Consider the following 26,109-nt stretch of genomic DNA (forward strand, 5'->3'; position numbering starts at 1 on the left):
TCCCCTCCCAGTGCCTGTTGTTGCGCGCAACAGGGTGGCACACGCGTGCGGTGAACGGGTGGCCGGTATGGGGAGACCCCCCCATCCGCACCGGACCGCACTCCCGCAACCGCCCTGCGCGCGCTACGAGTTCCGCGCGGCGGTGGGCTCAGTTCTTCTGCGAGGCCGACGCCGACGCAGACCCGCCCTTCGCGGGGCTCGCCGACGCGGAGGACGACGCCGACTTCGACGGCGAGGCGCTCTTCGACGCCCCCTGCGACGGGGAGCCGCCCGCCGCCTTGCCACCGTCGTTGTTCGCCACCGACACCGCGGACACCACTTCCTTGACGGCCTTCTCCGCCGCCTTGGTCAGGTCGTCCGCGTCCGGTGTCTTGTCGCCGGCCAGGCCCGCGCCGTTGTAGTCGACGGTGACCACGACGTTCTCCACGCGCGCCACCACCGTCTGCTGCTTGAAGTCGCCTTCCTTCTTCTTCAGGTCGTACGTCACCGCCGTCGCCGCGTCGCCCGCCCCGGAAACCGGCACCGCCTTGGTGTCCTTCGCGCCGTCGACCGCCTTGGCGTCCTGCACCTGCTGGTCGTAGTACTGCTGCGCCAGCTTGTTCCCGTCGCCGCGCGTGGCGTCCGACTCGAAGCGCAGCAGGGCGACGTTGAGCCAGCGGAACTGGGAGCCCTTGACGCCGTTGTTCTGCAGACTGCTCCACGCGCAGCTCGACCGCGTCTTCGCGTCGTCCGTCGAGCCCGCCTTGCCGGACTTGACACCCTTCGGGACCAGATCGCCCAAGGTCTTCTGGGACAGCACGGAGCAGGGCTGGGGCAGCGTCGCGTACGCGGCGGGCCGTACCGCGTTCGCCGACGCGCTCTGCGAGGGCCGTGCGCTCGACTCCTGCGCCTGCGGCTCGGCGTCGCCGCCCGAGCCCGAACCGGAGGAGCCCGAGGAACACCCGGCGGCGACGAGCACCGCGGGGACGGCGGCCGCGCAGACGAGGAAACGGTTCATGCGTGAACCCCGCCGGCCCGGCCGGCACTCGCCCCGCTCGCCCTGAGCACTGTGATCGTGCTGCTCTCGCTGCTCTCGCTGGCCTCGCTGGTCTCGCTCTGCAGGTCGGTGCATGGTTCCTTCACTCATGACGCTTGTGACGCTCGTGGTCGTTCGGTCGGAACGGGTCCGAGGGGCCACGGTACGCGCTGGGGACGCGTGCGGGGTGAGGTTCGGTTCCCTCGCGGGGCCCCGGCGAGGGGGTCCCTCAGCCGAGCGAGCCGGCCAGCTGTCCGGCCAGTTTCCTGGCCTTGTCCTGCATGTCCTCGCTGCTCGGGGTGGTCCCGGGGGTGGCCGGCTGCTCGTCGTACTCGATGGTCACGATCACGTTGGACGTGCGGAACACCACAGTCACGGTCCGCTGCTGGGTGGTGCTCAGCTCGTCGTCGATGAACGCCTCGTCGCCGAGGTCGTCGAGGGTGCGGGGCTGGAGATCGGCCGGGGTTCCGGTGACGGAGGGACTGCCGGAGGGAGAGCCGGACGCCGATGCCGAGGGGCCGGGACTGCCACTGGCCCCGGCGGCGGAAACGGTGGCGGAGGCAGAGGCAGAGGAGGACGGAGACGCAGAGCCGGAACCGGAACCGGGACTCGGGCTCGCAGGGGAACCGGAACTCGAACTGGAACCGGCGCTGGGCTCCGGAAGGTTCGCGGCCTGCTCCTTGGTGGCGTAGACCTGGTGGGCGGCGTTGTCGTCGGAGACCGCGTTGTCGTACGACACCACCCGCTCGAAGTCCACGAACAGATGGTCCGTGGCGTCGGTCGACTCCGCCTTCCAACGGCAGCCGGAGCGGCGGTCGTTGTTGTAGGTGAGGGCCGCGTCGCCCTGGTACGCCTTGTCGCGCTGCTCCTGGTCCGCTATGCGCGTCAGACCCGGAAGGAGCGCGTCGAGGGTGTCATGGCTCACGGCACTGCAGGCGTCGGCGAGGGTGCGGTACTTGCCCGGCTGCGGGGCGGCGGCGCTCGTGGTGGAACCGGCCTTGGGGTCCGCGGCCCGGCCACCGCTGCCGGAACCGCCGGTGCAGGCGGCCAGCAGGGCCGCGAGGAGCACGGCGGCGCCCGGTACGTACGCCTTCCGCTGCACGGTCAGGCTCCTCTCGACGGTGTTCCGCGGGGTGGGGCCGCTGGTTATTCGGTTGCCGCACGGGGCGGGCCCCTGGAGACAATGTGTATCGCACGCACTGCCGTGGACGCCGGTCCGTTGTCCCTTACGTCGACCTTGGTGCCGGTTTTGCGCTTCCAGGCTTCTGTTGTGATTCCGGGGGATCGAGGACGATATGTCGTACGTAGAGGTGCCGGGGGCGAAGGTCCCGATCCGCATGTGGACGGACCCGGCCACGGTCGAGGACGCCGCGATGCAGCAGCTGCGGAACGTGGCGACCCTGCCGTGGATCAAGGGCCTGGCGGTCATGCCGGACGTCCACTACGGCAAGGGCGCGACGGTCGGCTCGGTGATCGCGATGCGGGACGCGGTGTGTCCGGCGGCGGTCGGGGTCGACATCGGGTGCGGGATGTCGGCCGTGAAGACGTCACTGACGGCGAACGACCTGCCGGGGGATCTGTCACGACTGCGCTCGAAGATCGAGCAGGCGATTCCGGTGGGGCGGGGGATGCATGCCGACCCCGTCGACCCGGGGAGGCTGCACGGGTTCGCCACCTCCGGGTGGGAGGAGTTCTGGGGGCGGTTCGGCGGGGTGGCCGAGGCGGTGAGGTTCCGCGAGGAGCGGGCTGCGAAGCAAATGGGCACACTCGGTTCGGGCAACCACTTTTGCGAAGTTTGCGTGGATACGTCCGGTTCGGTGTGGCTCATGCTCCACTCGGGTTCCCGCAACATCGGCAAGGAACTGGCCGAGCACCACATCGGCGTCGCCCAGAAGCTCCCGCACAACCAGGGCCTGATCGACCGTGACCTCGCCGTGTTCGTCGCGGACACGCCACAGATGGCGGCGTACCGCAACGACTTGTACTGGGCGCAGGAGTACGCGAGGTACAACCGCACGCTGATGATGGCCCTCCTGAAGGACGTGATCCGCAGGGAGTTCAAGAAGGCGAAGCCGACCTTCGAGCCGGAGATCTCCTGCCACCACAACTATGTGGCGGAGGAGCGGTACGAGGGCATGGACCTGCTCGTGACCCGCAAGGGGGCCATCCGCGCGGGTTCCGGCGAGTACGGCATCATCCCGGGCTCCATGGGCACCGGTTCCTACATCGTGAAGGGCCTCGGCAACGAGAAGGCGTTCAACTCGGCCTCGCACGGCGCCGGTCGGCGCATGAGCCGGAACGCCGCGAAGCGCCGCTTCACGGCGAAGGACCTGGAGGACCAGACACGGGGTGTGGAGTGCCGCAAGGACTCCGGCGTCGTGGACGAGATCCCGGGCGCGTACAAGCCCATCGAGAAGGTCATCGAGCAGCAGGCCGACCTGGTGGAGGTCGTGGCCAAGCTGAAGCAGGTCGTCTGCGTGAAGGGCTGAGTGCCGGGACGGGCGCGGCGGTCGTCCGCCGCGCCCATGGCCCGTCCCTCAATCCGGCTTGACGGATTTCACTTGGCGTGTCGTACCGCGTAGATCATCACGAACGCCACGATGTGGATGCCGAAGAGGAAGTACGCCAGGTAGTACCAGACGTAGCGTTCGCGCTTCTTCTCCAGCAAGAGGCGCTGCTGCTCGGCTGCGCGGTCCGCGTCGTCGGCCGGTGGGGTCGGGTCGGCCATCAAAGGTCCCTGTGGACCTTGGTGTTCGAGGCCTGGGCGCGGGGGCGGACCACCAGGAGGTCGATGTTGACGTGGCTGGGGCGGGTGACCGCCCAGGTGATCGTGTCGGCGACGTCGTCCGCTGTCAGGGGCTCGGCGACGCCCTCGTAGACCTTCGCCGCCTTGTCCTGGTCGCCGCCGAAGCGGGTCAGCGCGAACTCGTCCGTCTTCACCATGCCGGGGGCGATCTCGATCACGCGGACCGGGGTGCCGACGATCTCCAGGCGCAGGGTCTCGGCGAGGACGTGCTCGGCGTGCTTGGCGGCGACGTACCCCGCGCCGCCCTCGTACGTGGCGTGGCCGGCGGTGGAGGAGACGACGACCACCGTGCCGTCGCCGCTCGCGGTCAGGGCGGGGAGCAGGGCCTGGGTGACGTTGAGGGTGCCGAGGACGTTCGTCTCGTACATCCGGCGCCAGTCCTCGGGGTCGCCGGTCGCGACCGGGTCGGCGCCGAGCGCGCCGCCCGCGTTGTTCACGAGGACGCCGATCGTCTTGAAGGCGGTGGCGAACTCGTCCACCGCCGCGCGGTCGGTGACGTCGAGCGCGTAGGCCGTCGCCGAGTGGCCGGCGCCCGTGAGTTCCTCCGCGAGCGCCTCGATACGGTCCTTGCGGCGGGCGGTGAGGACCACGCGGTAGCCCGCTTCGGCGAGTTGCCGGGCCGTCGCGGCGCCGATTCCGCTGCTCGCGCCCGTGACGACGGCGATGCGGGAGGCGGCGGAGGGTGCTGCGGCGGTCATGGGCGACTCCTCGACGGTCGTTCGGCGGTTGCTCGTTCATGCGGGCGTGAGCGGCCTTCGCCCAGGATAGGTGGCGGGGGAACGCGCCCGGCGTGGTGCCCGAAGCGTGGTCAGTGGCCCCGGGGCGCCCACATGATCACGGCCATTCCGGCGATGCAGATCAGCGCCCCGGTCACATCCCAGCGGTCGGGGCGGTAGCCGTCCGCCACCATGCCCCAGGCCAGTGAACCGGCCACGAAGACACCGCCGTACGCCGCCAGGACGCGGCCGAAGTGGGCATCCGGCTGGAATGTGGCGACGAAGCCGTAGATACCGAGAGCCATGACGCCCGCGCCGACCCACAGCCATCCGCGGTGTTCGCGCACGCCCTGCCAGACCAGCCAGGCGCCGCCGATCTCGAACAGCGCGGCGAGGAGGAACAGGGCGGCGGAGCGGAGGATCAGCATGCGGCCACCCTCGCATGCCGTCTCCGTGCGCCCGTCGGCCCCTCCGGTGTCCTCACCTCACCTGCCCGGCGGCGCCTGTCCCGTCGCCCGCGTGGCATACATGCGGTGATCGTCCGGGGACCGACGCGGAGGAAGTGACGTATGCGGAAGCGGATCGCAGGTGTGCTGGGCGCGGCCCTGGCGGTGGGTGCCGCCGTGCCCGCCGCGGCGGTGGTGCCCAAGGTCGCCATCGCCTCACACGGGTATGTGACCCTGACCGGTGGCCGGGTCGACGTACGGCTGACCCCGCGCAACGACGGGTGGGCCGCCGTCGCCAGGGCGACCGTGCGGCTGCGCTTCTCGCGCGCCCTGGGTGGTCCGCAGCAGCTGCCGAAGGGCTGTGCGACGGCCGACCCGAACACGGTGGTGTGCGGGACGGGACCGCTCGCGGCGGGCGGGGCGGGCCGGGAGATCCGGCTGCGGGTGGGTCTTGCGGGGGCGCCGGCCGAGGTGCGGCTGGAGGTCGAGACCCTGCACAACGGCGACGCCGCCGACCGGGACCCCGTCGGGGACCGGCAGCAGGTGCTCGCGCTGGAGACGGGGGACGAGTACGCCTTCTAGTGCCGCGGCAGGCAACGTTTGCGCGACGGGGCGAACGTTGCCTGTTGTGGAACTAGGGGGGCTCATGGGGGGCTGTGCCGCACGTAGGCCGTGGGGGGCACCCCGACCGTCGCCGTGAAGTCCCGCACCAGGTGGGCCTGGTCCGCGTAGCCGAGGTCGGCCGCCAGGCCCGCCCAGTCCACCGCCCTCTCGGTCTCCGCGTGTTCCAGGGCCTCGTGGATGCGGTAGCGCAGGACGACCCACTTGGGGCCCACGCCCACGTACGCGGCGAACAGGCGCTGCATGACCCGTACGGACATGCCCTCGGACCGGGCGAAGTCGGTGACGCGGCGGATGGTGCGGTCCGTGCGGATGCGGTCGACCAGGGCCATGGCGAGGTCGGCACGGGGGTCGGGGCGGGGGGCGAGGTCGAGGAGGAAGGTGTCCAGGGCGGCGACACGGGCGTCCTCGTCGTCGGGGGCGAGGACGGCGCGCGCGTCGGCTTCCGGGAGCGGGAGCCGCTTGCCCGTCCACTCCGACACCGGCCGGTCCGGGAAGAAGGGGCGGAAGCCGCCCGGGCGGAACTGGATGCCGCAGACCCGGCCCTTCCCCTCCAGTTTCTGGGTGAAGAGCTCCAGGCCGATGCCGGCGATCTCGGCGAAGGGCTCCCGGTCCTCGTACTGCTGGAAGACGATGTTCACGGACGGGTGCGGGACCACGTGTGAGGCGTACGGCCGGGTCAGGTCCCAGTCGATCAGCCAGTAGTGCTCCAGGTACGGCCGCAGGGGTGCGGCCGGTTCGCGGCGGCGGAAGTCCACACGCGCGAAGAGCTCCGCTGCGTCGACGATTCCTCGGGTGTCACGGCGTGGGGCGGCCATGTCCGGGATCGTACGAGCGGGCACTGACAGAGGCGGAATAGCGGGAAGGGGGGAACCGTTTGCGGGTATAGTTGAATCGTAAACAACTTGAAGGGTGTGAGCGATCATGCAGTTCGGGATCTTCAGCGTCGGTGATGTCACGCCGGACCCGACCACGGGGCGGACGCCGACCGAGCGCGAGCGGATCAAGGCCATGGTCGCCATCGCGCTGAAGGCGGAGGAGGTCGGTCTGGACGTCTTCGCGACCGGTGAGCACCACAACCCGCCGTTCGTGCCGTCGTCGCCGACCACGATGCTCGGCTACATAGCCGCGCGCACCGAGAAGCTGATCCTCTCCACGTCCACCACCCTCATCACCACCAACGACCCGGTGAAGATCGCCGAGGACTACGCGATGCTCCAGCACCTCGCGGACGGCCGGGTCGACCTGATGATGGGGCGCGGCAACACCGGCCCGGTGTATCCGTGGTTCGGGCAGGACATCCGGGAGGGCATCAACCTCGCCATCGAGAACTACGCCCTGCTGCGCCGGCTGTGGCGCGAGGACGTGGTGAACTGGGAGGGCAAGTTCCGCACGCCGCTGCAGGGCTTCACGTCCACGCCGCGCCCGATGGACGACGTGCCGCCGTTCGTCTGGCACGGCTCCATCCGCTCCCCGGAGATCGCCGAGCAGGCCGCCTTCTACGGCGACGGCTTCTTCCACAACAACATCTTCTGGCCCGCCGACCACACCAGGCGCATGGTCGAGTTCTATCGGGAGCGCTTCGCCCACTACGGGCACGGCACCCCCGAGCAGGCGATCGTCGGCCTGGGCGGGCAGGTGTTCATGCGGAAGAACTCCCAGGACGCGGTGCGCGAGTTCCGCCCCTACTTCGACAACGCGCCGGTGTACGGGCACGGGCCGTCCCTCGAGGACTTCACCGAGCAGACCCCGCTGACCGTCGGGTCGCCGCAGCAGGTGATCGAGAAGACGCTGGCCTTCCGCGAGTACGCCGGGGACTACCAGCGGCAGCTGTTCCTGATGGACCACGCGGGACTGCCCCTGAAGACCGTTCTGGAGCAGCTCGACATGCTCGGCGAGGAGGTCGTGCCGGTGCTGCGCAAGGAGTTCGCGAAGGACCGGCCGGCCGGGGTGCCGGACGCGCCGACGCACGCGTCGCTGCTGGCCGCCAAGGAGGCCGGGGAGAGCGCGCAGGAGACCGCCGCGGAAGGGGTGAGCGCCGTATGAAGAAGCTGGTCGTCGTCTCGGCCGGGCTGAGCGTGCCGTCGTCGACCCGGCTGCTCGCGGACCGGCTGGCCGCCGCGGTGGAGCGCAGGGCGGCGGTGTCGGTGCGGGTCGTGGAGTTGCGGGACCTCGCCGTGGAGATCGCGCACAACTTCACGAACGGCTTTCCGGGCCGGGCTCTGGCCGCCGCGCTCGAGGCCGTGACGGAGGCGGACGGGCTGATCGTCGTCACGCCGGTGTTCTCGGCGTCGTACAGCGGGCTGTTCAAGTCGTTCTTCGACGTGGTGGACAAGGACGCGCTGGCGGGCAAGCCCGTCCTGATCGCCGCCACCGGCGGCTCGGCCCGTCACTCCCTGGTCCTGGACCACGCGTTGCGTCCGCTCTTCTCCTACCTGCGCGCGGTGGTCGCCCCGACGGGCGTCTACGCCGCGTCGGAGGACTGGGGCGCGGAGGGCCTGCCGGAACGGATCGAACGGGCGGCGGGGGAGCTGGCCGGGCTGATGCGGGCGGGGTCCCTCCGGGAGGAGCCGGACGGGGCGGTGACGGTCACTGCCCCTTCCGCACCCGAGCCGCGCGGGGTCCTGGCCGAGCCCGCCGGGTCCGTGGCGGAGCCTGCCGGGTCCGCGGGGGAGCCTGCCGGTGCCGTGCCGGAGCCCGCGGGAGCAGGGAGCGCGGCCGGGGCGGCGGACGGCGACGGTACGTCCGCCGGGGACGGCCGTGGCGCGACCGTCTCGCACGGCTTCCGGGTGGTCCCGTTCGAGGAGCAGCTGGCCGCCCTGCGCGGCTAGTGCCTGTTGCGGCACCAGGTGTAGTGACCCGCGTGCACAACCCTGCGGGCCGATACGCCTGGGGCCCGTCGTCCGGATCATGCGGTGGGTGTGGGTGTGGGTGGGCCGCCGCCGTCGTGCTGTGCCGGCCCACCCGTCCGCGTCGGCCGGTCTCCGGACCGGAGGATCCGGGACCGGCCGGGCGGACCCCTCACCCGGCCTCGCCCTGGGATGGCGGGCCGGGCGGGCTCGGGGGTGCGGCGGGGCCGGTGGCTCGGCACGGGGTGTCCGGCGGCGGGGCCCGCCGGCCGGCGCCCGCAGCCGCTGCGTCGCGGCCCGCCTCGATGGCTCTCCGAGTCCCCTCCCCGGAGGGTCACGCGGCGAAGTGACTCAGCCGACACAGTGGCCCTACCAGGTAAGTCACCGCAGCCGAGGCGGTGAGAGGCCGGTAAGAAGCCCCTTCCTCGCTCCACCACCCGCTGGTGCACCGCCGTGACCTTGGCAGACTGGGGGGCGTGACCCAGACAGTGCTGCTCGCCGAGGACGACCGCGCCATCCGTCATGCCCTGGAACGCGCGCTGACACTGGAGGGTTACCAGGTGACCGCCGTGGCTGACGGGGTGGAGGCCCTCGCCCAGGCCCACCGCAGCCGCCCCGACGTGCTCGTCCTCGATGTGATGATGCCCGGCATCGACGGCCTCCAGGTGTGCCGCGTGCTGCGCGCCGAGGGCGACCGCACGCCCATCCTGATGCTCACCGCACTGGTCGAGACGGCCGACCGCATCGCCGGCCTGGACGCGGGCGCCGACGACTACGTCGTCAAGCCGTTCGACGTCGAGGAGGTCTTCGCCCGGCTCCGGGCCCTGTTGCGCCGCAGCAACGGCGGCTCCTTCGAGGCCCCCAAGGAGGAGGACAAGACCCCCACCGGCCAGGTGTCCGTCGCCGGGCTGCGCATGGACGTGCAGGCGCGCCGGGCGTGGCGCGGCGAGCGCGAGCTGGAGCTGACCCGTACCGAGTTCGACCTGCTGGAACTGCTCGCCCGCAACGCGGGCATCGTGCTGGACCACGCCACGATCTACGACCGCATCTGGGGTTACGACTTCGGCCCCGGATCCAAGAACCTCGCCGTCTACGTGGGCTATCTGCGGCGCAAGCTCGACGAGCCGGGCGCACCGGCGCTCATCCACACGGTTCGCGGCGTGGGGTACGTACTGAGGGAGGACTAGGTGCCTCCACCACGCCGTTCCGGCGCCGACGTGGACGCCGGTTTCTGGATGCGCCTGTGGCATCGGCTGCCGCCAGGGCTGCGCGGCCGGCTGCGGCTGCGGGCCCGGCTGCGCAAGGTGTCCTCGCTGCGGACGACCTTCACGGTGTCGTTCGCGGCCGTCGCCGCCGGCGTCACCGTGCTCGTCGGCTTCCTGAGCTACGACGCCGCCGCCCGGCTGGTGCGCGTGGACCAGCAGACCGTGTTCACCCAGGTCGTCGCCGACCTGCGGGACCAGGTCAGCCAGAAGCAGCTGATGCCGGACGACTTCGCCATCTCCGACAAGGACCACGACACCCCGCGCGACGACATCATCCGGCCCGCCCGCACGGTCGTGCAGGTGCTCGGCCCCGGCGGCGCGGTCGTCGACCACTCCAACCCGCCGCTGCCCGTGAGCGCCGACGACCGCAAGATCGCCGCCAGTGCCAAGGCCGCCAAACTGCTGGAGCACAAGAACGTCGACGTCGGCGGCGACGTCTACCGGGTCGCGACCGTCGCGCTCGGCCACGGCCGGGGCGGGGTGCAGGTCGCCCAGGAGCTCAGCTCCACCGAGGACCTGCTGCGCAGCCTCCAGCAGCGCACGGCCCTGCTGATGGGAGCGGTCGTGATCGCGGCCGGCCTGTTCGGCTGGTGGCTGGCCCGGCGGATCACCCGGCGGCTGGTCGTCCTGGCCGGGGCCGCCGAGGACGTGGCGCGCACCCGGCGGCTCGGCATCCAGGTGCCGGCCACCGGGAACGACGAGGTGGGCCGTCTCGGCCGCTCCTTCGACCGCATGCTCGGGCGTCTCGCCCAGTCGGAGGAGGACCAGCGGCGCCTGGTGCAGGACGCGGGTCATGAGCTGCGCACGCCGCTCACCTCGCTGCGGACGAACATCTCCCTGCTGCGCCGGATAGACGAGCTGCCGCCCGCCGCCCGCGAGGAGCTGGTCGCCGACCTCGCGGAGGAGTCCCGCGAGCTGACCGACCTGGTGAACGAGCTGGTCGCACTGGCGGCCGGGCAGTCGGACACCGAGCCGGTGCAACGGCTGACGCTGGCCGACGTCGCGGAGGACGCGGCGACGATCGCCCGGCGGCGTACGGGGCGCGAGATCGTCGTCCGGGCCAGTGGTGACACGACGGTCGACGGCCGTACCACGGCTCTGCAGCGGGCGGTGTCGAACCTGCTGGAGAACGCGGCGAAGTTCGACCGGGACGCCAAGGCGCCGATCGAGATCGTCGTGACCGGTCCCGAGCATCCGCTCCAGCTGGAGGACTCGGACGAGCCGGAGAGCGGGGCACCGCTGGGGATCGTGCGGGTGGAGGTGCTGGACCGGGGGCCCGGGATCGAGGAGGCGGATCTCATGCGGATCTTCGACCGGTTCTACCGGGCCGCGGACGCGCGGAGTCTGCCGGGCTCGGGACTGGGGTTGTCGATCGTGCGGGAGGTCGCCACCTCGCACGGGGGCGCCTCGTTCGCGTACCGGCGTGAGGGGGGCGGGGCCGTCATCGGGTTCACGGTGGGCGGGCGAGCCGGGGCCGGGGGCCACTGACGGGGTCACCCGACGTGCACCCGCGGCCGGCGCGCGCGGTTGGGTTCCGCTTCGCGCAGGACCTCCCGGGTGACCGGGGCCACCTCGCCCTGGCCGAAGAGGAAGAAGCGCAGGAAGTTGGCGAACGGGTTGCCCTCGGTCCACTCGAAGTAGATGTGCGGGATGCAGCCGGTGCTCTCCCGGACGTGCAGCAGCAGGGCCGCGAGGGCGTTGGGGATCGAGGACGACTCCAGGGTGAGCACCCGGTAGCGGCCGTGCATGACCTCTCCGCGGACCGTCATGCTCGACTCGAACTCCGAGGGGTCGCCGACGGTCACCTCCACGAAGACGAAGTCCTCCTGCGGCGGGAGGTCGTTGTCGTTGCGGATCTGCTCGATCTTCCCCCGGTACTCGTCGAAGTCCCGGTTGTCGGGCTCGTTGGCGATGAAGCGGATACGGCGGCTGGCGATGTCCCTGACGAAACGTTCCGCCATGTCGTCGAGGGTCACGCTGGTCACCCGGAGCTCGAAGGCACGGGCCAGCCGGGACAGCAGCGAGACGAGGATGATCCCGGCGATGAAGCAGGCGCCGATCTTCACACCGTCCGGCCGCTCGATGACGTTCATGACCGTCGTGTACAGGAACACCGCGGAGATCACCGTGAAGAGAACCACCAGACGGCGCTGACGGGCCTTGTGGGTGGCGATGGTGACCGCGATCGCGGCGGAGCTGATCAGGACCAGGACGCCGGTGGCGTAGGCGCCGCCCTGGGCGTCGACGTTGGCGTCGAAGATCCAGGTGACCAGGAAGGCGATCAGGGTGAAGACGATGACCATGGGGCGCACGGCGCGGGCCCAGTGCGGGGCCATGCCGTAGCGGGGCAGGTAGCGGGGCATCAGGTTGAGCAGCCCGGCCATGGCGGAGGCGCCCGCGAACCAGAGGATCGCGATCGTGGCGATGTCGTAGACCGAGCCGAAGCCGCCCCCCAGGTACTCGTGCGCGAGGTAGGCCAGCGCGCGCCCGTTGGCCGGGCCGCCCAGCTTGAACGCGGATGCCGGGATCAGCAGCGTCGTGATGAAGCTCGTGGTGATCAGGAAGACGCTCATGATGACCGCGGCCGTGGTCAGCAGCTTCCTGGTGTCCCGGATGCGGCCCGCGGGCTTGTCCTCGGTGTCGCCGGGATCGCCCTGGACGTGGGGCATGACGGCGACGCCGGTCTCGAAGCCGGACAGGCCGAGCGCCAGCTTGGGGAAGACGATCAGGGCCAGCCCGACCATGACGAACACGTTGCCGTGCTGGACGGTCAGTGCGCCGGTCCAGTCGGTCACCACGTGCTCGGCGGTCAGCACGTGCCACAGGCCCACCACCACGACGACGGCGTTCAGCGCCAGGTACACGCCGACCAGGGCGACCGCGACACCGATGGCCTCCAGGAAGCCCTTGAGGAAGACGGCACCGAGCAGGGCGATCAGAAACAGGGTGATCACCATCTGGTGGCCGTGCAGGGCGCTGGTGAGGTGGGGGTTCTGGACCAGGTGCGTGGAGGCGTCGGCGGCGGAGAGGGTGATGGTGATCAGGAAGTCGGTGGCGGCGAATCCGAGCAGGGTGAGGACGAAGAGCTTGCCCTGCCAGAAGGAGAGCAGGCGCTCCAGCATGGCGATGGAGCCTTCGCCGTGCGGGCTCTCCTCGGCGACGCGGCGGTAGACGGGCAGGGCGCCGGCCAGGGTGACGGCGACGAGGACGACGGTGGCGACGGGGGAGAGGAGGCCGGCGGCGAGGGCGGCGATGCCGGGCTGGTAGCCGAGGGTGGAGAAGTAGTCGACGCCGGTCAGGCACATCACCCGCCACCAGCGCTGACCCTTGTGCGGGGGCGCGGGCGGGGCGTGCGGACCCTGCGTGACGTCCGCCTTGCCCATGTCGGACAGGCCCTGCAGCATCCACGCCCGCAACCGGCTCGGACGAGCGTGCTCCGTGGCGGCCATCGGCGTGCTCCTGCCATACGGCTCTACGAACGGCCCCGGCACCTACGGCACATCCATCCGTACGTGGCCATAGAGGATGCCGCGCTACCAGCGTAGGCAGAGGGAGGGGCGAGGGCCTGCGCAGGCGGCGGGAGAGTGCCTGCGCACGGTGGCGGGAGGGGGCGGTGCGGGTCGGCGACAGGGACGCGAAGCGGAACAAGGTAAGAAATAGCTCGCCGAGGTGACGCGATCCACCTGCTCTGATTACAAGTGGTAACCGGTTTGGGGGCGTAGGCATTACTGCAATGCGGTGACATCCGGGTCGCCGCCGGATCGGTTACATGGAAGCCTCAAGAGTGCGCGCGCTGGGGGAGTCCGTCCGTGGGGGATCTGTCGAAGCACAGGAGACAAACGTGAAATCCTCACTTCGCACCCGCTCCGCCCGTGCGCTTGCCGCCGGTGCCCTCTCTGCTGCGCTGCTGACGTCCGCGGCGGCCGCCGCGGTCGCCGCCGACCCGGTCGCGCCCGACCCGGCGCAAGGCACGTCGACGAAGTCGCCGGGAACCCTGGCGGTGAAGCCGGACCAGCCCAACCTCAAGCCGGCCGTGAACGCGGCCTCGATCACCATCCGCGCCAACAGGACCAACGTGAAGTCCGGTCAGTCGGTGACGTTCACGGGTCAGACCAAGGGCCTGAAGGCGGGCGAGAGGCTCGACCTCCAGCGCTACGACGGCAGGAAGTGGGCCACCGTGAAGACCGTCACGGTCAAGCGGGGCAGCAGCTACACCTATGCCGTGGTCACCAAGCTGACCGGGATGGGCAAGGAGAAGCTCCGCGTGGTCCACGCGAAGACGGTGTCGCCGACGGTGACCATCACCGTGAAGTGACGTCGTGAAAGCGGGGGCGTCCCGGACCGGGGCGCCCCCGCTTTCGCATGCCTGCCCCTGGGCACGGGGACCATGTCCCTCCCCTTGGGCGCGGGGCGGCGGGCGCACCCGTAGTTGAATCGGGCCATGATCTATCACGTCGTACCCCTCGCCGACTGGAACGCGGCTCCCGACCGCCCGTACGCCCCCGCCTCCCTCGCGGAGGACGGCTTCGTCCACTGCTCTCCCAACGAGGAGACGACGCTGGCCGTCGTGAACGCGTTCTACCGCGACGCGCCGAGGCCGTTGCTGGCGCTGCTCCTCGACGAGAGCCGGCTCACCGCGCGGTGCGAGTGGGAGCGGGCGGTCCCCGCGCCGCCGCCGGGCGTGGCCGAGGGCACCCTGTTCCCGCATGTGTTCGGCCCGGTCGACCGAGACGCCGTCACGCGGATCCTGGAGGTCGAGTGGGACGAGGAGGGCCGGGCGGCCGGGCTGAAGCAGCGGACCGATCCGCGCTGAAGGAAGCGGACTGATCCGCGCGTCGATCAGCGCCTGCCGCCGCGCAAGCTCGGGACCGGGACCGGGACCGGGACCGGGGCCGGGGCCGAGGCCGAGGCCTGGGGCGTGTTGCGAAAGTCCCGTCGTTCGTCCGAAGGGCGGGCCTCGCGGCGTCAGGTGCGTGCTCTGGGGGTACCCCCTGCTCGAAGAGCTTGGGGGAGTGCCGGGCGGAAGCCCTCGTACCGGCCTGGCCGGGCTGCGCAGCTCTCGTCCGGGCCCTCCCGAAGGTCATGAGGGTGCTTCTCAGAGGCTGCGGGCCGTGATGTCGCCGTAGGCGGTGGTCGCATGGATGTTCAGGCCGGCGGCGCCGCCCTCGGTGTTCTTGAGCGCGTTGCTGATCCGGCCGCAGGCGGTGCCGGCGTCGAGGGAGGCGGAGACCCCGTGGGCGGCGCCGACCGAGATCTCGCCGTGCTCGGTGCGCAGCGTGACCGTGCCGCGCACGGCCTCGGCGATCCGGATGTCGCCCTTTTGGGTGCTGATCTCCGCGGGGCCGCCCAGGCGGCCGACGGAGACCTCGCCGGCGAGGAGGGTGAGCCGGGCGCCCGCGGCCTCGTCGATCTCGACCGTGGCCTGCTGGCCCTCGAAGGCCACGTCGCCGAGCCGTCCGACGCCCCGGAATTCGGCGCTGGCCGACTTGGCCTCGACGCGGGAGCCGGCGGGCAGCTGGACGGTCACCTCGAGGGCTCCGGAAGCGCCGAGGATCTGCCTCGCCGCGGAGGCCTCGATCCGCAGGACGCCGTCTTCGTATGCGACCTCGGTCTGCTCCGCCGCCTTGACGTCGCGGCTCTTGGAGGCGTCCGCAGGCAGGACCTCGACCGTGGTGTCGGCCCGGTCGGCGGCGATGAACCGGATGCGTCCCGCGGGGATGTCGAGGACGGCGGTCACCGGGGTGGGGGTGTCGAACTTCTGCATCGTGCGCTCCTTTGAATCGCTGTTTCTGATAATGGAAACGCTACGTTGCCTTCATGGAAGTGGCAACAGGCTCGTTGCGTGAAATCGCCATCAGTGCATGTCAGAGCCTAAATTTCATTGCAATGGACTCGCAAGCAATGCAACATCCCTTCCTCGTTCATTGCAATGAATGGGTGCTGAACGCTACACTGGAGACACCAGGCGCCACGAAGACCCCGAAGGAGACCGCGATGCCGGGAGGCAGGCTCACCCAGCAGGAACGCCAGCAGATCGCGATGGGCCTGGCCGACGGGCTCGCCTACGCGGAGATCGCCAGACGCCTGGACCGCCCCACCTCGACGATCACGCGTGAGGTGATGCGCAACGGCGGCCCCACCGCCTACCGCGCCGACCTCGCCCACCGCGCCACTGAACACCGCGCCCAACGGCGCAGGCAGGCCGCGCCCCGCAGGGCGCACGGGCCCGAGCGGGCCCATGGACTCCACGCCGAGGCCGTGCGTGAGTACGAGGAGGTGTTCACCACCGGCCTCATGCAATCGGGCATGCCCAAGATGACGGCGCGGGTGATGGCGTGCCTCTGCATCAGCGACGCCGGCAGCCTCACCGCGGCCGAACTCGTCCAGCGCCTCCAGGTCAGTCCGGCGTCCGTCTCCAAGGCGATCGCGCACCTCGAGAGCCAGGACCTCGTCCGCCGGGAACGCGACGAGCGCCGCCGTGATCGCTACGTCGTCGACGACGACGTCTGGTACCAGTCCACGATGGCCAGCGCCCGCGGCACCGCCCAGATCGCCGAAACCGCACGGCAGGGCGTCGGCGTCCTGGGCCCCGGAACCCCGGCCGCCGCCCGCCTCGAGAACGTCGCCCGCTTCGTCGACTTCGTCTCCGAGAGCATCACCCGCGCCGCGGACCAGGCGCGCGAAGTCCTCCGCACGAAACCCGAATCGACGACGAGTACGACGAGTACGACGAGTACGACGAGAACTTCATGACGTTTCGAACGCACGTTCTCTGAAGAGCCGAGGCGAGGGACGACGGCGATTCTGCCGCCGCCCAGGGCACATCGGTGCCCGAGCGAAACCAATGTGTCCTCAATGTGCCCTGGCTGCCTGACGGCCCTCCTCGGGCACTAGTAAGGGCGGAGCCCGAAAGCCCCGCCCGAAACCCACGAAACCCCGGCTCAGGGCCACACCAGGCAATAAGGCTGATGCCCCGCCTCATGCAGCCGGTGCGAGAAGTCCTGCCACTCGTGCAGCAACTGGTACACGTTGAACGCGTCCCGCGGGCCGCCCCGGTCCGGCACCGTCGACCAGATGAAGGCCGCCGCGCCGACCTGCTCCTCGCCGATGCCGCGCAGCGGGTCCACGACCGTCATGGGGAGTTTGACGACCGCGTAGTCGGGGTGCAGGACCACCAGTTCCAGCGGTGGGACCTTGTGCAGCGGGACGCCCTCGATGCCCGTGAGCACCATCGCCGCCATCGTCTCCGGCTTGATCTTGGTGAACATGCCGCCCATGCCGAGCTCGTCGCCGCCGAGCTCTTCGGGACGCATCGAGATCGGGACACGGGCTGCCGTGGCGCCGTCCGGCGCGCCGAAGTACTTGTAGGTCACCCCCACCCGACCACCATTCCCGCTTCCTGCCCCGAGCCGATCCCGCCTACGGTTCACATGGTCCATGCCATCCATACGCGTCAACCGGTCGATTCGCTCAGGACCGCCGGGACCGACAGGACCACCCTGTGAACCCTGCGTCTGACGTGTCTCGCTCGTTTCCTCCGCGTCGCGCCGGTGCCTTCCCCGCCGGGCACGCCGAGGACCGAGGTCATCGGTCCCCTCGCCCAGTCCGCCACCGCGATGCATATCTCCACCCGACTGCTTTTCTAGGACGCGTGGCCCCCGCCGCGCAACCCGATCATCGTGTCAGTGACCTCCCCCGCGGCCGCCCGCCGAAACGTGCGTTCAACCACCTGTCCGCAGGATCTTCGAGGCCTCTGACACCATGGCTAGTGTGAGCTATCCGTACGAAGCCCCAGTTTCGCAGACTCTTTTCGAGCGCGCGGCGGTCGTCACGCCCGGCGGCGTGAACTCTCCGGTGCGCGCCTTCCGCGCCGTGGGCGGTACGCCCCGGTTCATGGTGTCCGGTAATGGTCCGTATCTGACTGACGCCGATGGACGCGAATATGTCGATCTCGTGTGTTCCTGGGGGCCGATGATCCTCGGGCACTCCCACCCGGACGTGATCGCGGCGGTCCAGGAGGCCGTCGCCCGCGGTACCTCCTTCGGGACGCCGGGTGAGGGCGAGGTCGCTCTCGCCGAGGAGATCGTCGCCCGGGTCGCGCCCGTCGAGCAGGTCCGGCTCGTCTCCAGCGGCACCGAGGCCACCATGTCCGCCATCCGGCTCGCCCGCGGGTTCACCCAGCGGTCCAAGGTGATCAAGTTCGCCGGTTGTTATCACGGGCACGTCGATTCGCTGCTGGCCGCCGCGGGCAGTGGTGTGGCCACCTTCGCGCTGCCCGACACCCCCGGTGTCACCGGCGCCCAGGCCGGCGACACCGTCGTGCTGCCCTACAACGACCTCGACGCCGTCCGCGCCGCCTTCGCCGCGCACCCCGGCGAGATCGCCTGCGTGATCACCGAGGCGTCCCCGGGGAACATGGGCGTCGTCCCGCCGCTGCCCGGGTTCAACCAGGGGCTCAAGGACCTGTGCCGGGAGAACGGCGCCCTGTACATCTCCGACGAGGTCATGACCGGGTTCCGCACCAGCAGGGCCGGCTGGTACGGCATCGACGGGGTCGAGCCCGACCTGATGACCTTCGGCAAGGTCATGGGCGGCGGTTTCCCCGCCGCCGCGTTCGGTGGCCGCGAGGACGTCATGGCGCACCTCGCGCCGGCCGGGCCCGTCTACCAGGCCGGCACCCTCTCCGGGAACCCGGTGGCCACCGCCGCCGGCCTCGCGCAGTTGAGGCTGCTCGACGACGCCGCGTACGACAAGGTCGACGCCGTCTCGGCCGAGATCCGCACGCTCGTCACGGAGGCGCTGAGCAAGGAGGGCGTGGCGCACCAGCTGCAGAACGCCTCCAACATGTTCTCCGTGTTCTTCACCGACCGGCCGGTGCGCAACTACGAGGACGCCAAGGCGCAGGAGTCCTTCCGGTTCACCGCCTTCTTCCACTCCCTCCTCTCCCAGGGCGTCTACCTGCCGCCCTCCTCGTTCGAGTCCTGGTTCGTCTCCACCGCGCACGACGAGCGGGCCATCCAGCGGATCGCCGACGCCCTTCCGGCGGCGGCCTTGGCAGCAGCGGAGGCAACCGCGGCATGAGCGACATCACAGTCGTCCACCTGATGCGGCACGGCGAGGTCGCCAACCCGGACGGAATCCTCTACGGGAGACTGCCCGGCTACCACCTCTCCGAGCTCGGCCGGCAGATGGCCGAGCGGGTCGCCGAGCACCTGGCCTCACGGGACATCACCCACGTCGTCTCCTCCCCGCTGGAGCGGGCGCAGGAGACGGCCACCCCGATCGCCAAGGCACACGGTCTCGATCTCGCCACCGACGAGCGGCTCATCGAGGCCGACAACGTGTTCCAGGGCAAGACCTTCGGTGTCGGGGACGGTGCGCTCAGGCGGCCGGAGAACTGGAAGCACCTGGTCAACCCGTTCAAGCCGTCCTGGGGCGAGCCGTACGTGGAGCAGGTCGTCCGGATGATGGCGGCGCTGAACGCCGCCAAGGACGCCGCGCGCGGGCACGAGGCCGTGTGCGTGAGCCACCAGCTCCCGATCTGGATCGTGCGCAGCTTCGTGGAGCGGCGGCGGCTGTGGCACGACCCGCGCAAGCGGCAGTGCACGCTCGCCTCCCTCACCACGTTCACGTACCAGGGCGACAAGATCGTGTCGGTGGGCTACACCGAGCCGGCCCGCGACCTGGTGCCGCCGCATCTGCGCGCGGGCGCCAAGCCGGCGAAGGGGAAGTCCGCTCCCGGGAACAGCAAGGCGTTCGGGGCCTGAAAGCCTGTGTGACACAGGGTCTGACGGCGGGACACAGGATCTGACGGTGGAAGAGGGGAAACGTTCCACGCCCTACGGTTGACGGCTCGGCGTACGCTTCGTCACAAGACGTAGTCAGTCCTGGCATCAGGCAGTATCTTCGTAAAATCCGCGACAGGTATGCGGTTTCAGCGGAACCTGCCTCTCCATCGCGCCCTCTCACTGTGCGACCACTGAGAGGGCGCTATGAGATGGGGACGGAATGCGGGACATCAGCCGACGGGGACTGATAGGACTCGGCGCGGGTGCGGCGGCGGCCATGGGACTCGCCGCGTGCGGTACCCAGCACGACGGCCCGAGTCCTGCCCACGGTTCCGGCAAGGGGGGATCCGACGGTTCCGGCGATCCCAGTAACAGCCCCACGGCCACCGCGCGTCCGCTGGGTGACGGCTCCACCGCCGACACCGGCAAGCAGCCGTTCCAGCCGGACAAGCCGGTGCCGCTGGAGCCGGGCCAGACTCCTCCGCAGTTCGTGGTCTTCTCCTGGGACGGCGCCGGCGAGGTCGGCAACGGCCTCTTCCCGCGCTTCCTGGACCTCGCCAAGGAGCACGGCGCGCACATGACGTTCTTCCTCTCCGGGATCTACCTGCTGCCGGAGTCGAAGAAGCGCAAGTACCTGCCGCCGAACAACGCGCCGGGCGCCTCCGACATCGGTTACCTCAGCGACGAGCACATCAAGGCCACGCTGACCAACGTCCGCCGGGCCTGGCTCGAAGGCCACGAGATAGGCACCCACTTCAACGGCCACTTCTGTGGCGAAGCTCACGGCTCGGTCAAGTGGTGGACGCCCAAGCAGTGGCGCAGCGAGATCGACCAGGCCAAGGCCTTCGTCAAGGAGTGGAAGACCAACACCGGCTGGCACGACCTGCCGCCCCTGCCCTTCGACTACGACAAGGAGCTGGTCGGCGGCCGTACGCCCTGTCTGCTGGGCCAGGACAGGCTGCTGCCCACCGCCCGCGAGCTCGGCTGGCGCTACGACGCCTCCTCGCCCGGCGGCATCCAGGTGTGGCCGACGAAGCGGCACGGGCTGTGGGATCTGCCGCTGCAGCAGGTGCCCTTCCCGGGGCGCAGCTTCGAGGTGCTGTCGATGGACTACAACATGATGGCCAACCAGTCGCAGAACTCCACCAAGGCGCCCGCCTACCACTACCCCGCCTGGCGCCAGCAGTCCGCCGGAGCGTACATAGCCGGATTCCAGCGGGCATATGAGACAAACCGGGCGCCGTTCTTCATAGGCAACCACTTCGAGCACTGGAACGGCGGCATCTACATGGACTCCGTCGAGGAGGCCTTCAAGCACATCGCGCGGGAGAAGGAGAAGGGCGCCGATGTGCGCATGGTCTCCTTCCGGCAGTTCGTCGACTGGCTCGACGTCCAGAAGCCCGAGGTGCTCGCCAAGCTGCGCACGCTCGGAGTCGGGCAGCGGCCGGCCGGCGGCTGGAAGGCGTTCCTCTCCAGCACCCCCGGCAGTGGCAAGAGCCCCTCGGGGAGTCCCTCGAACCCCGCCTGAAATGCGGGTTTCCGCCCACAAGGGGGGTGGGCAAGATCCCCGGAACGGACATGCGAAACTTTTCACATGAGTGCCGCCTGCCGCGCCCCCCAGCGCCTGAACCGCACCCGTAGCCGCAGCCGCCGACGCGCCGTCCTGGCCACCGCCGGGGCCGCCGTCGCGGCGCTCGTCCTGTCCGCCTGCGGATCCGGCGGCACCTCGGGGGGCTCCGGCAACACCAACTTCATCACCGGCAAGGACGGCATCGCGACCGTCGAGAAGGGCGAGCGGGCCGACGCCCCCGACCTGTCCGGCACCACCGTCGACGGCAAGAAGCTGGACGTCGCCGACTACAAGGGCAAGGTCGTCGTCATCAACGTCTGGGGCTCCTGGTGCCCGCCCTGCCGCGCCGAGGCGCCCAACTTCGTCAAGGTCGCCAAGGAGACGGCGGGCAAGGGCGTCCAGTTCGTCGGCATCAACACCCGCGACACCAGCACCGGTCCGGCCCGCGCCTTCGAGCAGCAGTACGGGGTCACGTACCCGAGCCTGTACGACCCGACCGGCAAGCTGATGCTCCGCTTCAAGAAGGGCACGCTCAACCCGCAGGCGATCCCGTCCACGCTGATCATCGACCGGGACGGGAAGATCGCCGCGCGCACACTGCAGGCCCTCACCGAGGACAAGCTGCGCGAGATGCTCGACCCGGTCCTCGCGGAGAAGTGACAAGTGAGTCCTCTGACCACGCTCGCCGCCGAGGGCTACAACGGCACGGTGCTCAACGGAGCCCTGCTGGTCGCCCTCCCCGTCGCCCTGCTCGGCGGTCTCGTCTCCTTCTTCTCCCCGTGCGTCCTGCCGCTGGTGCCCGGCTATCTGTCGTATGTGACCGGGGTCACCGGCACCGACCTGGCCGAGGCCCGGCGCGGGCGGATGGTCGCGGGCGCCTCCCTGTTCGTGCTCGGCTTCACCGCCGTGTTCGTCTCCAGCGGGGCGCTGTTCGGGTTCTTCGGCTCGACGCTGCAGGAACACAAGGACGTTCTGTCCAAGGTGCTGGGCGTCTTCATGATCCTCATGGGTCTGTTCTTCATGGGGGCGATGCCCTGGTTCACCCAGCGGGAGTTCCGCTTCCACAAGCGGCCCGTGGCGGGTCTGGTCAGCGCGCCCGTGCTGGGCGCGCTGTTCGGCATCGGCTGGACCCCGTGCATCGGCCCGACCCTGTCGTCGGTGCTGATGCTCTCCTCCGACCAGGGCAGCGCAGGCCGCGGCGCCCTCCTCACCGTCGCCTACTGCCTCGGCCTCGGCGTGCCGTTCGTGCTCGCCGCCGTCGCCTTCCGCAAGGCGCTGGGCGCGTTCGGCTGGGTCAAGCGGCACTACCAGTGGGTGATGCGCATCGGCGGCGGCATGATGATCGCGACCGGGCTGCTGCTGGTCACCGGCGCCTGGGACGGCATCGTGCAGCAGATGCAGAGCTGGTCCGACGGCTTCACGGTGGGGGTCTGATCCATGAGCGACACACGGAGCACCGACGTGCACAGTGAAGAGGCCCCCGAGATCCTGGCGCAGGGCAGTGAAGCCGACCTCGACGAGGCCGGTTCGCAACTGTCCACCGCCCCCGTCGAGACGGCCGTGCCCGGCTCCTTCGGCGGCTCCCGCGCCCCCGGCGCCCAGGGCTGGATCACCTGGACCGCGCGGGAGATCATCGGCTGGGCCCGCTGGTTCTGGCGGCAGCTGACCTCCATGCGGGTCGCGCTGATCCTGCTGTTCCTGCTCTCGCTCGCCGCGGTCCCCGGCTCGCTGATCCCGCAGACCGGCCAGAACGCGCTGAAGGTCCAGGACTTCAAGGACTCGCACAAGACGCTCGGCGAGATCTACGACAAGCTCGGGCTGTTCCACGTCTACAGCTCGGTGTGGTTCTCCGCGATCTACATCCTGCTGTTCATCTCGCTCATCGGCTGCATCGTGCCGCGCACCTGGCAGTTCACCGGCCAGCTCAGGGGCCGCCCGCCGGCCGCCCCCAAGCGGCTGACCCGGCTGCCCGCGTACGCGACCTGGCGCACCGACGCCGACCCCGAGCGGGTCCGCGAGGCCGCGCTGGCGGTTCTGAAGCGCCGCCGCTTCCGCGCGCATGTCGCCGGGGACGCGGTGGCCGCCGAGAAGGGCTATCTGCGCGAGGCCGGCAACCTGGTCTTCCACATCGCTCTCGTCGTGATGCTGGTCGCCTTCGCCTGGGGCCAGCTGTACAAGACGGAGGGCAACAAGCTGATCGTCGAGGGCGACGGCTTCTCCAACACTCTCACCCAGTACGACGACTTCAAGTCCGGCAACCTCTTCAGCGACGACAACCTGGTGCCGTTCAGCTTCACCCTGAACAAGTTCACCGGCACCTACGAGCGCAACGGCCCCAACAAGGGCACGCCGCGCACCTACCAGGCGAACATCACCTACAGCGTGGGCGCCTACGGCAAGGACAAGAAGACCACCATCAAGGTCAACGAGCCGTTGGTGATCGGCGACGCCAAGGTGTACCTGGTCAGCCACGGCTACGCGCCCGTCGTCACCGTCCGCGACGGCAAGGGGAACGTCGTCTTCCATGACGCCGTGCCGCTGCTGCCGATCGACTCCAACGTGACCTCCCAGGGCGCCGTCAAGGTCCTCGACGGCTACAAGAACGCCCAGGGCCAGTCCGAGCAGCTCGGCTTCCCCGCGTTCTTCGTGCCGACCTTCGCGGGCGCCGGGCAGGGCACGATGTTCTCCCAGTTCCCGGCGCTCGACTACCCGGTGCTCGCGGTGTCCGCGTACCACGGCGACCTGGGCGTCAACGCGGGCATCCCGCAGAACGTGTACCAGCTGGACACCAAGGCCAGGGGCCTGAAGCCGTTCAAGGACGCCAAGGGCGACATCGTCAAGGCCCGTCTGCTGCCCGGCGAGACCATGAAGCTGCCGGGCGGGAACGGCTCGATCACCTTCGACAAGCAGATCAAGTCGTGGGCCGGCTTCCAGGTGGTGCAGCAGCCCGGCACCGGGTGGGCGCTCGGCGGCGCGATCGCCGCGATCTTCGGCCTGGCCGCCTCGCTGTTCATCCAGCGCCGCCGCGTGTGGGTGCGCGCGACGACCGGCGCCGACGGCGTCACCGTCGTGGAGATGGCGGGCCTCGGCCGCAGCGAGTCCGCGAAGGTGCCCGAGGAACTGGGCGACCTGGCCGCGCTCGTCCACGAGCAGGCACCCACGAAGACCGACGAGACCGACGAGACCGACGAGACCGACGAGAGCGACGAGAGCGTCAAGAACGACGAGATCGTCGAGCCCGCCGCCGACACGACCCCCGACGCCGACCCCGAACAGGAGCCGGACGCCGCAACCCCCGTACCTGCCGCTGAAGGGGCTCGAAAAAAGTGACCCTCGCCACCGCCACCAACGAACACCTCGCGAACATCAGCAACACGCTGATCTACTCCGCGATGGCCGTCTACACCCTGGCCTTCTTCGCGTACATCGCCGAATGGCTCTTCGGCAGCCGCAGCAAGGTCGCCCGCACGGCCAACGCGCTCACGACCGAGGCCGGGCGGAAGGCCGCCGGGCCCGCGGTCACGGTCAACAAGGCCGGGGGCACCGCGGTCCTGGAGCGGCCCAAGGTCGTCACCAGGGCCGTGGCCGGCGCCCGTGACGTGCCGGACGGCCCCGGCGCCCACGGCGGTGACGAGCAGGGCGACCTCTACGGGCGTATCGCCATCTCCCTCACCGTGCTCGCCTTCCTCGTGGAGCTGGGCGGCGTGGTCGCCCGCGCGGCCTCCGTGGAGCGGGCGCCGTGGGGCAACATGTACGAGTTCAACATCACGTTCTCCACGGTCGCCGTCGGCGTCTACCTCACGCTGCTCGCGCTGAAGAAGAACGTGCGCTGGCTCGGCCTCTTCCTGACCACCACGGTCCTGCTCGACCTCGGCCTCGCCGTCACCGTCCTCTACACCGCGAGCGACCAGCTGGTCCCGGCCCTGCACTCGTACTGGCTGTACATCCACGTCTCCACCGCGATCGTCTGCGGCGCGGTCTTCTACGTCGGCGCGGTCGGCACGATCCTGTACCTCTTCAAGGACTCCCACGAGAACAAGCTGGCGAGCGGCGGCAAGCCCGGAACCTTCGCCACGTCCGTCCTGGAGAGGCTGCCGTCCTCCGCGTCCCTCGACAAGTTCTCCTACCGCGTGAACGCCGCCGTCTTCCCGCTGTGGACGTTCACGATCATCGCGGGCGCCATCTGGGCGGAGTCCGCCTGGGGCCGCTACTGGGGCTGGGACCCGAAGGAGACCTGGGCGTTCATCACGTGGGTCGCCTACGCGTGCTACCTGCACGCCCGCTCCACGGCCGGCTGGAAGGGCCGCAAGGCGGCGTACATCGCGCTCATCGCCTTCGGCTGCTGGCTGTTCAACTACTACGGCGTGAACATCTTCGTGGGCGGCAAGCACTCGTACGCGGGCGTGTAAGTCCGTTGCGGCGAAGGCCGGTTCCTGTGACGCGGGTCACGGGGACCGGCCTTCGCCGTACGACGGGTACGGGCCGCGTGAGGATCCGGGCGTCGAGGTGGTCCGGGGCGTCGAGGACCGGGCCGGCCGCGAGGGGCGTCGCGATCACGTCGACCTTCGCGGGCGAGCGCCCGCAACACGTGCGGAACGCCCCCTCGGGAGCGACGCTGGTGTCATGACCGATCCCATCGAAGAGGGCACCGCCGAGCACCGGGGGGACGCGTACGTACGGCACTACCTGCTGCGCCTGCCCCGCCCCGTGGAGGACGTCTGGCCGGTGCTGGCCTCCGCCGCGGGCCTCGCTCAGTGGCTGGCCCCCGCCGAGCCGTTCGAACCACGGCTCGGCGGCGCGGTGGGCCTGCGGCTCCCGGACGGCCCGGCCGAGGGCCGGATCACGGCCTGGGACGTGGAACGGGTCGCCGAGTACACGGTGGCGGGCCGGGGCCGCATCCGCTTCCACCTGGAGCCGGGCCGCCCGACGGGGACGACGGTGCGGTTCACGCACGAGAGCGGGGAGGACAGGGACCCGGGCTGGCGGGAACGGTTCGAACGGTTGCTGGGGTCTTTCGGCCCAGGTCCTTGACG

The 26,109-nt window shown here is 70.3% G+C and carries 26 protein-coding genes; 17 read left to right on the forward strand and 9 right to left on the reverse strand.

The annotated features are described in order from the left end of the window. Window positions 1-148: 148 nt before the first annotated feature. Window positions 149-1,126, reverse strand: a complete 978-nt coding sequence (locus tag ACIRC0_RS07960) for a DUF3558 domain-containing protein (RefSeq protein ID WP_403612892.1) — start codon at window positions 1,124-1,126, stop codon at window positions 149-151. A 118-nt stretch (window positions 1,127-1,244) separates the two neighbouring features. Beyond that, window positions 1,245-2,117, reverse strand: coding sequence for a DUF3558 domain-containing protein (locus tag ACIRC0_RS07965; RefSeq protein WP_403612894.1), 873 nt, complete (start codon window positions 2,115-2,117; stop codon window positions 1,245-1,247). A gap of 193 nt (window positions 2,118-2,310) precedes the next feature. On the opposite strand from ACIRC0_RS07965, the gene ACIRC0_RS07970 reads away from it, so the two are divergent. After that, entirely contained in the window at window positions 2,311-3,504 is a 1,194-nt protein-coding gene (locus ACIRC0_RS07970; protein WP_403612897.1) for an RtcB family protein, read from the forward strand. A gap of 68 nt (window positions 3,505-3,572) precedes the next feature. On the opposite strand, the gene ACIRC0_RS07975 is transcribed toward ACIRC0_RS07970, so the two are convergent. From ACIRC0_RS07975 to ACIRC0_RS07985, 3 genes are all read right to left on the reverse strand, one after another. After that, window positions 3,573-3,743, reverse strand: a complete 171-nt coding sequence (locus ACIRC0_RS07975; RefSeq protein WP_403612900.1) for a hypothetical protein — start codon at window positions 3,741-3,743, stop codon at window positions 3,573-3,575. Next, window positions 3,743-4,519 carry an SDR family NAD(P)-dependent oxidoreductase gene (locus ACIRC0_RS07980; RefSeq protein ID WP_403612903.1) on the reverse strand — a complete coding sequence of 259 codons (777 nt, stop codon included), beginning with the start codon at window positions 4,517-4,519 and terminating at the stop codon, window positions 3,743-3,745. Before ACIRC0_RS07980 ends, ACIRC0_RS07975 begins: the two co-directional genes overlap by 1 nt. A 110-nt stretch (window positions 4,520-4,629) precedes the next feature. Continuing rightward, on the reverse strand, window positions 4,630-4,965 hold the full coding sequence (locus ACIRC0_RS07985; protein ID WP_103838124.1) for a YnfA family protein: 336 nt from the start codon (window positions 4,963-4,965) through the stop codon (window positions 4,630-4,632). Window positions 4,966-5,106: 141 nt separating this feature from the next. Between ACIRC0_RS07985 and ACIRC0_RS07990 the strand changes: the two genes are divergently transcribed. After that, a complete protein-coding gene (locus tag ACIRC0_RS07990; RefSeq protein WP_403612907.1) occupies window positions 5,107-5,565 on the forward strand; it encodes a hypothetical protein in 459 nt (152 codons plus the stop codon). 62 nt (window positions 5,566-5,627) lie between these two features. Here the strand turns inward: ACIRC0_RS07990 and ACIRC0_RS07995 are convergent, their stop codons facing one another. After that, complete coding sequence (locus ACIRC0_RS07995; RefSeq protein ID WP_403612910.1) at window positions 5,628-6,422, reverse strand: DUF6597 domain-containing transcriptional factor; 795 nt, start codon at window positions 6,420-6,422, stop codon at window positions 5,628-5,630. Between the two features lie 106 nt (window positions 6,423-6,528). Here ACIRC0_RS07995 and ACIRC0_RS08000 point away from each other — a divergent pair, with 106 nt between their 5' ends. From ACIRC0_RS08000 to ACIRC0_RS08015, 4 genes are all read left to right on the forward strand, one after another. Continuing rightward, window positions 6,529-7,650 carry an LLM class flavin-dependent oxidoreductase gene (locus ACIRC0_RS08000; protein ID WP_403612913.1) on the forward strand — a complete coding sequence of 374 codons (1,122 nt, stop codon included), beginning with the start codon at window positions 6,529-6,531 and terminating at the stop codon, window positions 7,648-7,650. After that, entirely contained in the window at window positions 7,647-8,435 is a 789-nt protein-coding gene (locus ACIRC0_RS08005) for an FMN reductase (RefSeq protein ID WP_403612916.1), read from the forward strand. The genes ACIRC0_RS08000 and ACIRC0_RS08005 overlap by 4 nt, the downstream gene beginning before the upstream one ends. Before the next feature lie 494 nt (window positions 8,436-8,929). After that, window positions 8,930-9,640 (forward strand): response regulator transcription factor, encoded by a 711-nt coding sequence (locus ACIRC0_RS08010; protein ID WP_181138890.1) that lies wholly within the window; start codon window positions 8,930-8,932, stop codon window positions 9,638-9,640. 48 nt (window positions 9,641-9,688) lie between these two features. Continuing rightward, window positions 9,689-11,206: an ATP-binding protein gene (locus ACIRC0_RS08015; RefSeq protein WP_403614648.1), complete on the forward strand. Its 1,518-nt coding sequence runs from the start codon at window positions 9,689-9,691 to the stop codon at window positions 11,204-11,206. A 5-nt stretch (window positions 11,207-11,211) separates the two neighbouring features. On the opposite strand, the gene ACIRC0_RS08020 is transcribed toward ACIRC0_RS08015, so the two are convergent. Continuing rightward, window positions 11,212-13,167: an amino acid transporter gene (locus ACIRC0_RS08020; RefSeq protein WP_403612919.1), complete on the reverse strand. Its 1,956-nt coding sequence runs from the start codon at window positions 13,165-13,167 to the stop codon at window positions 11,212-11,214. Between the two features lie 392 nt (window positions 13,168-13,559). On the opposite strand from ACIRC0_RS08020, the gene ACIRC0_RS08025 reads away from it, so the two are divergent. Together ACIRC0_RS08025 and ACIRC0_RS08030 are read left to right on the forward strand one after the other, a co-directional pair. Next, complete coding sequence (locus ACIRC0_RS08025; RefSeq protein WP_403612922.1) at window positions 13,560-14,033, forward strand: hypothetical protein; 474 nt, start codon at window positions 13,560-13,562, stop codon at window positions 14,031-14,033. Between the two features lie 126 nt (window positions 14,034-14,159). Beyond that, the gene (locus tag ACIRC0_RS08030; RefSeq protein ID WP_403612925.1) at window positions 14,160-14,531 is read left to right on the forward strand and encodes a DUF952 domain-containing protein; all 372 of its coding nucleotides are present in this window, start codon (window positions 14,160-14,162) and stop codon (window positions 14,529-14,531) included. A gap of 282 nt (window positions 14,532-14,813) precedes the next feature. Here the strand turns inward: ACIRC0_RS08030 and ACIRC0_RS08035 are convergent, their stop codons facing one another. Then, window positions 14,814-15,482: a DUF4097 family beta strand repeat-containing protein gene (locus tag ACIRC0_RS08035; protein WP_403612927.1), complete on the reverse strand. Its 669-nt coding sequence runs from the start codon at window positions 15,480-15,482 to the stop codon at window positions 14,814-14,816. A 230-nt stretch (window positions 15,483-15,712) separates the two neighbouring features. Here ACIRC0_RS08035 and ACIRC0_RS08040 point away from each other — a divergent pair, with 230 nt between their 5' ends. After that, window positions 15,713-16,471: a helix-turn-helix domain-containing protein gene (locus tag ACIRC0_RS08040; RefSeq protein ID WP_403614651.1), complete on the forward strand. Its 759-nt coding sequence runs from the start codon at window positions 15,713-15,715 to the stop codon at window positions 16,469-16,471. 188 nt (window positions 16,472-16,659) lie between these two features. Here the strand turns inward: ACIRC0_RS08040 and ACIRC0_RS08045 are convergent, their stop codons facing one another. After that, the gene (locus tag ACIRC0_RS08045; RefSeq protein WP_200418704.1) at window positions 16,660-17,340 is read right to left on the reverse strand and encodes a hypothetical protein; all 681 of its coding nucleotides are present in this window, start codon (window positions 17,338-17,340) and stop codon (window positions 16,660-16,662) included. Window positions 17,341-17,479: 139 nt separating this feature from the next. Here ACIRC0_RS08045 and hemL point away from each other — a divergent pair, with 139 nt between their 5' ends. From hemL to ACIRC0_RS08085, 8 genes are all read left to right on the forward strand, one after another. After that, window positions 17,480-18,799, forward strand: coding sequence for a glutamate-1-semialdehyde 2,1-aminomutase (gene hemL / locus ACIRC0_RS08050; RefSeq protein WP_403612929.1), 1,320 nt, complete (start codon window positions 17,480-17,482; stop codon window positions 18,797-18,799). Further along, window positions 18,796-19,485 carry a histidine phosphatase family protein gene (locus ACIRC0_RS08055; protein ID WP_200418706.1) on the forward strand — a complete coding sequence of 230 codons (690 nt, stop codon included), beginning with the start codon at window positions 18,796-18,798 and terminating at the stop codon, window positions 19,483-19,485. The genes hemL and ACIRC0_RS08055 overlap by 4 nt, the downstream gene beginning before the upstream one ends. A gap of 241 nt (window positions 19,486-19,726) precedes the next feature. Further along, on the forward strand, window positions 19,727-21,034 hold the full coding sequence (locus tag ACIRC0_RS08060) for a hypothetical protein (protein WP_403612931.1): 1,308 nt from the start codon (window positions 19,727-19,729) through the stop codon (window positions 21,032-21,034). A 66-nt stretch (window positions 21,035-21,100) separates the two neighbouring features. Next, window positions 21,101-21,736, forward strand: coding sequence for a TlpA family protein disulfide reductase (locus ACIRC0_RS08065; RefSeq protein ID WP_403612934.1), 636 nt, complete (start codon window positions 21,101-21,103; stop codon window positions 21,734-21,736). Between the two features lie 3 nt (window positions 21,737-21,739). Next, a complete protein-coding gene (locus ACIRC0_RS08070) occupies window positions 21,740-22,510 on the forward strand; it encodes a cytochrome c biogenesis CcdA family protein (protein WP_403612936.1) in 771 nt (256 codons plus the stop codon). A gap of 3 nt (window positions 22,511-22,513) precedes the next feature. Next, complete coding sequence (locus ACIRC0_RS08075) at window positions 22,514-24,406, forward strand: cytochrome c biogenesis protein ResB (RefSeq protein ID WP_403612938.1); 1,893 nt, start codon at window positions 22,514-22,516, stop codon at window positions 24,404-24,406. Further along, a complete protein-coding gene (gene ccsB, locus ACIRC0_RS08080) occupies window positions 24,403-25,485 on the forward strand; it encodes a c-type cytochrome biogenesis protein CcsB (protein ID WP_403612940.1) in 1,083 nt (360 codons plus the stop codon). Before ACIRC0_RS08075 ends, ccsB begins: the two co-directional genes overlap by 4 nt. A gap of 214 nt (window positions 25,486-25,699) precedes the next feature. Further along, on the forward strand, window positions 25,700-26,107 hold the full coding sequence (locus tag ACIRC0_RS08085; RefSeq protein WP_403612943.1) for an SRPBCC domain-containing protein: 408 nt from the start codon (window positions 25,700-25,702) through the stop codon (window positions 26,105-26,107). The last annotated feature ends 2 nt before the right edge of the window (window positions 26,108-26,109 follow it).

Origin of the sequence: Streptomyces sp. NPDC093984 (genome assembly GCF_044764595.1) — a bacterium.
Lineage (GTDB): Bacteria > Actinomycetota > Actinomycetes > Streptomycetales > Streptomycetaceae > Streptomyces > Streptomyces cynarae.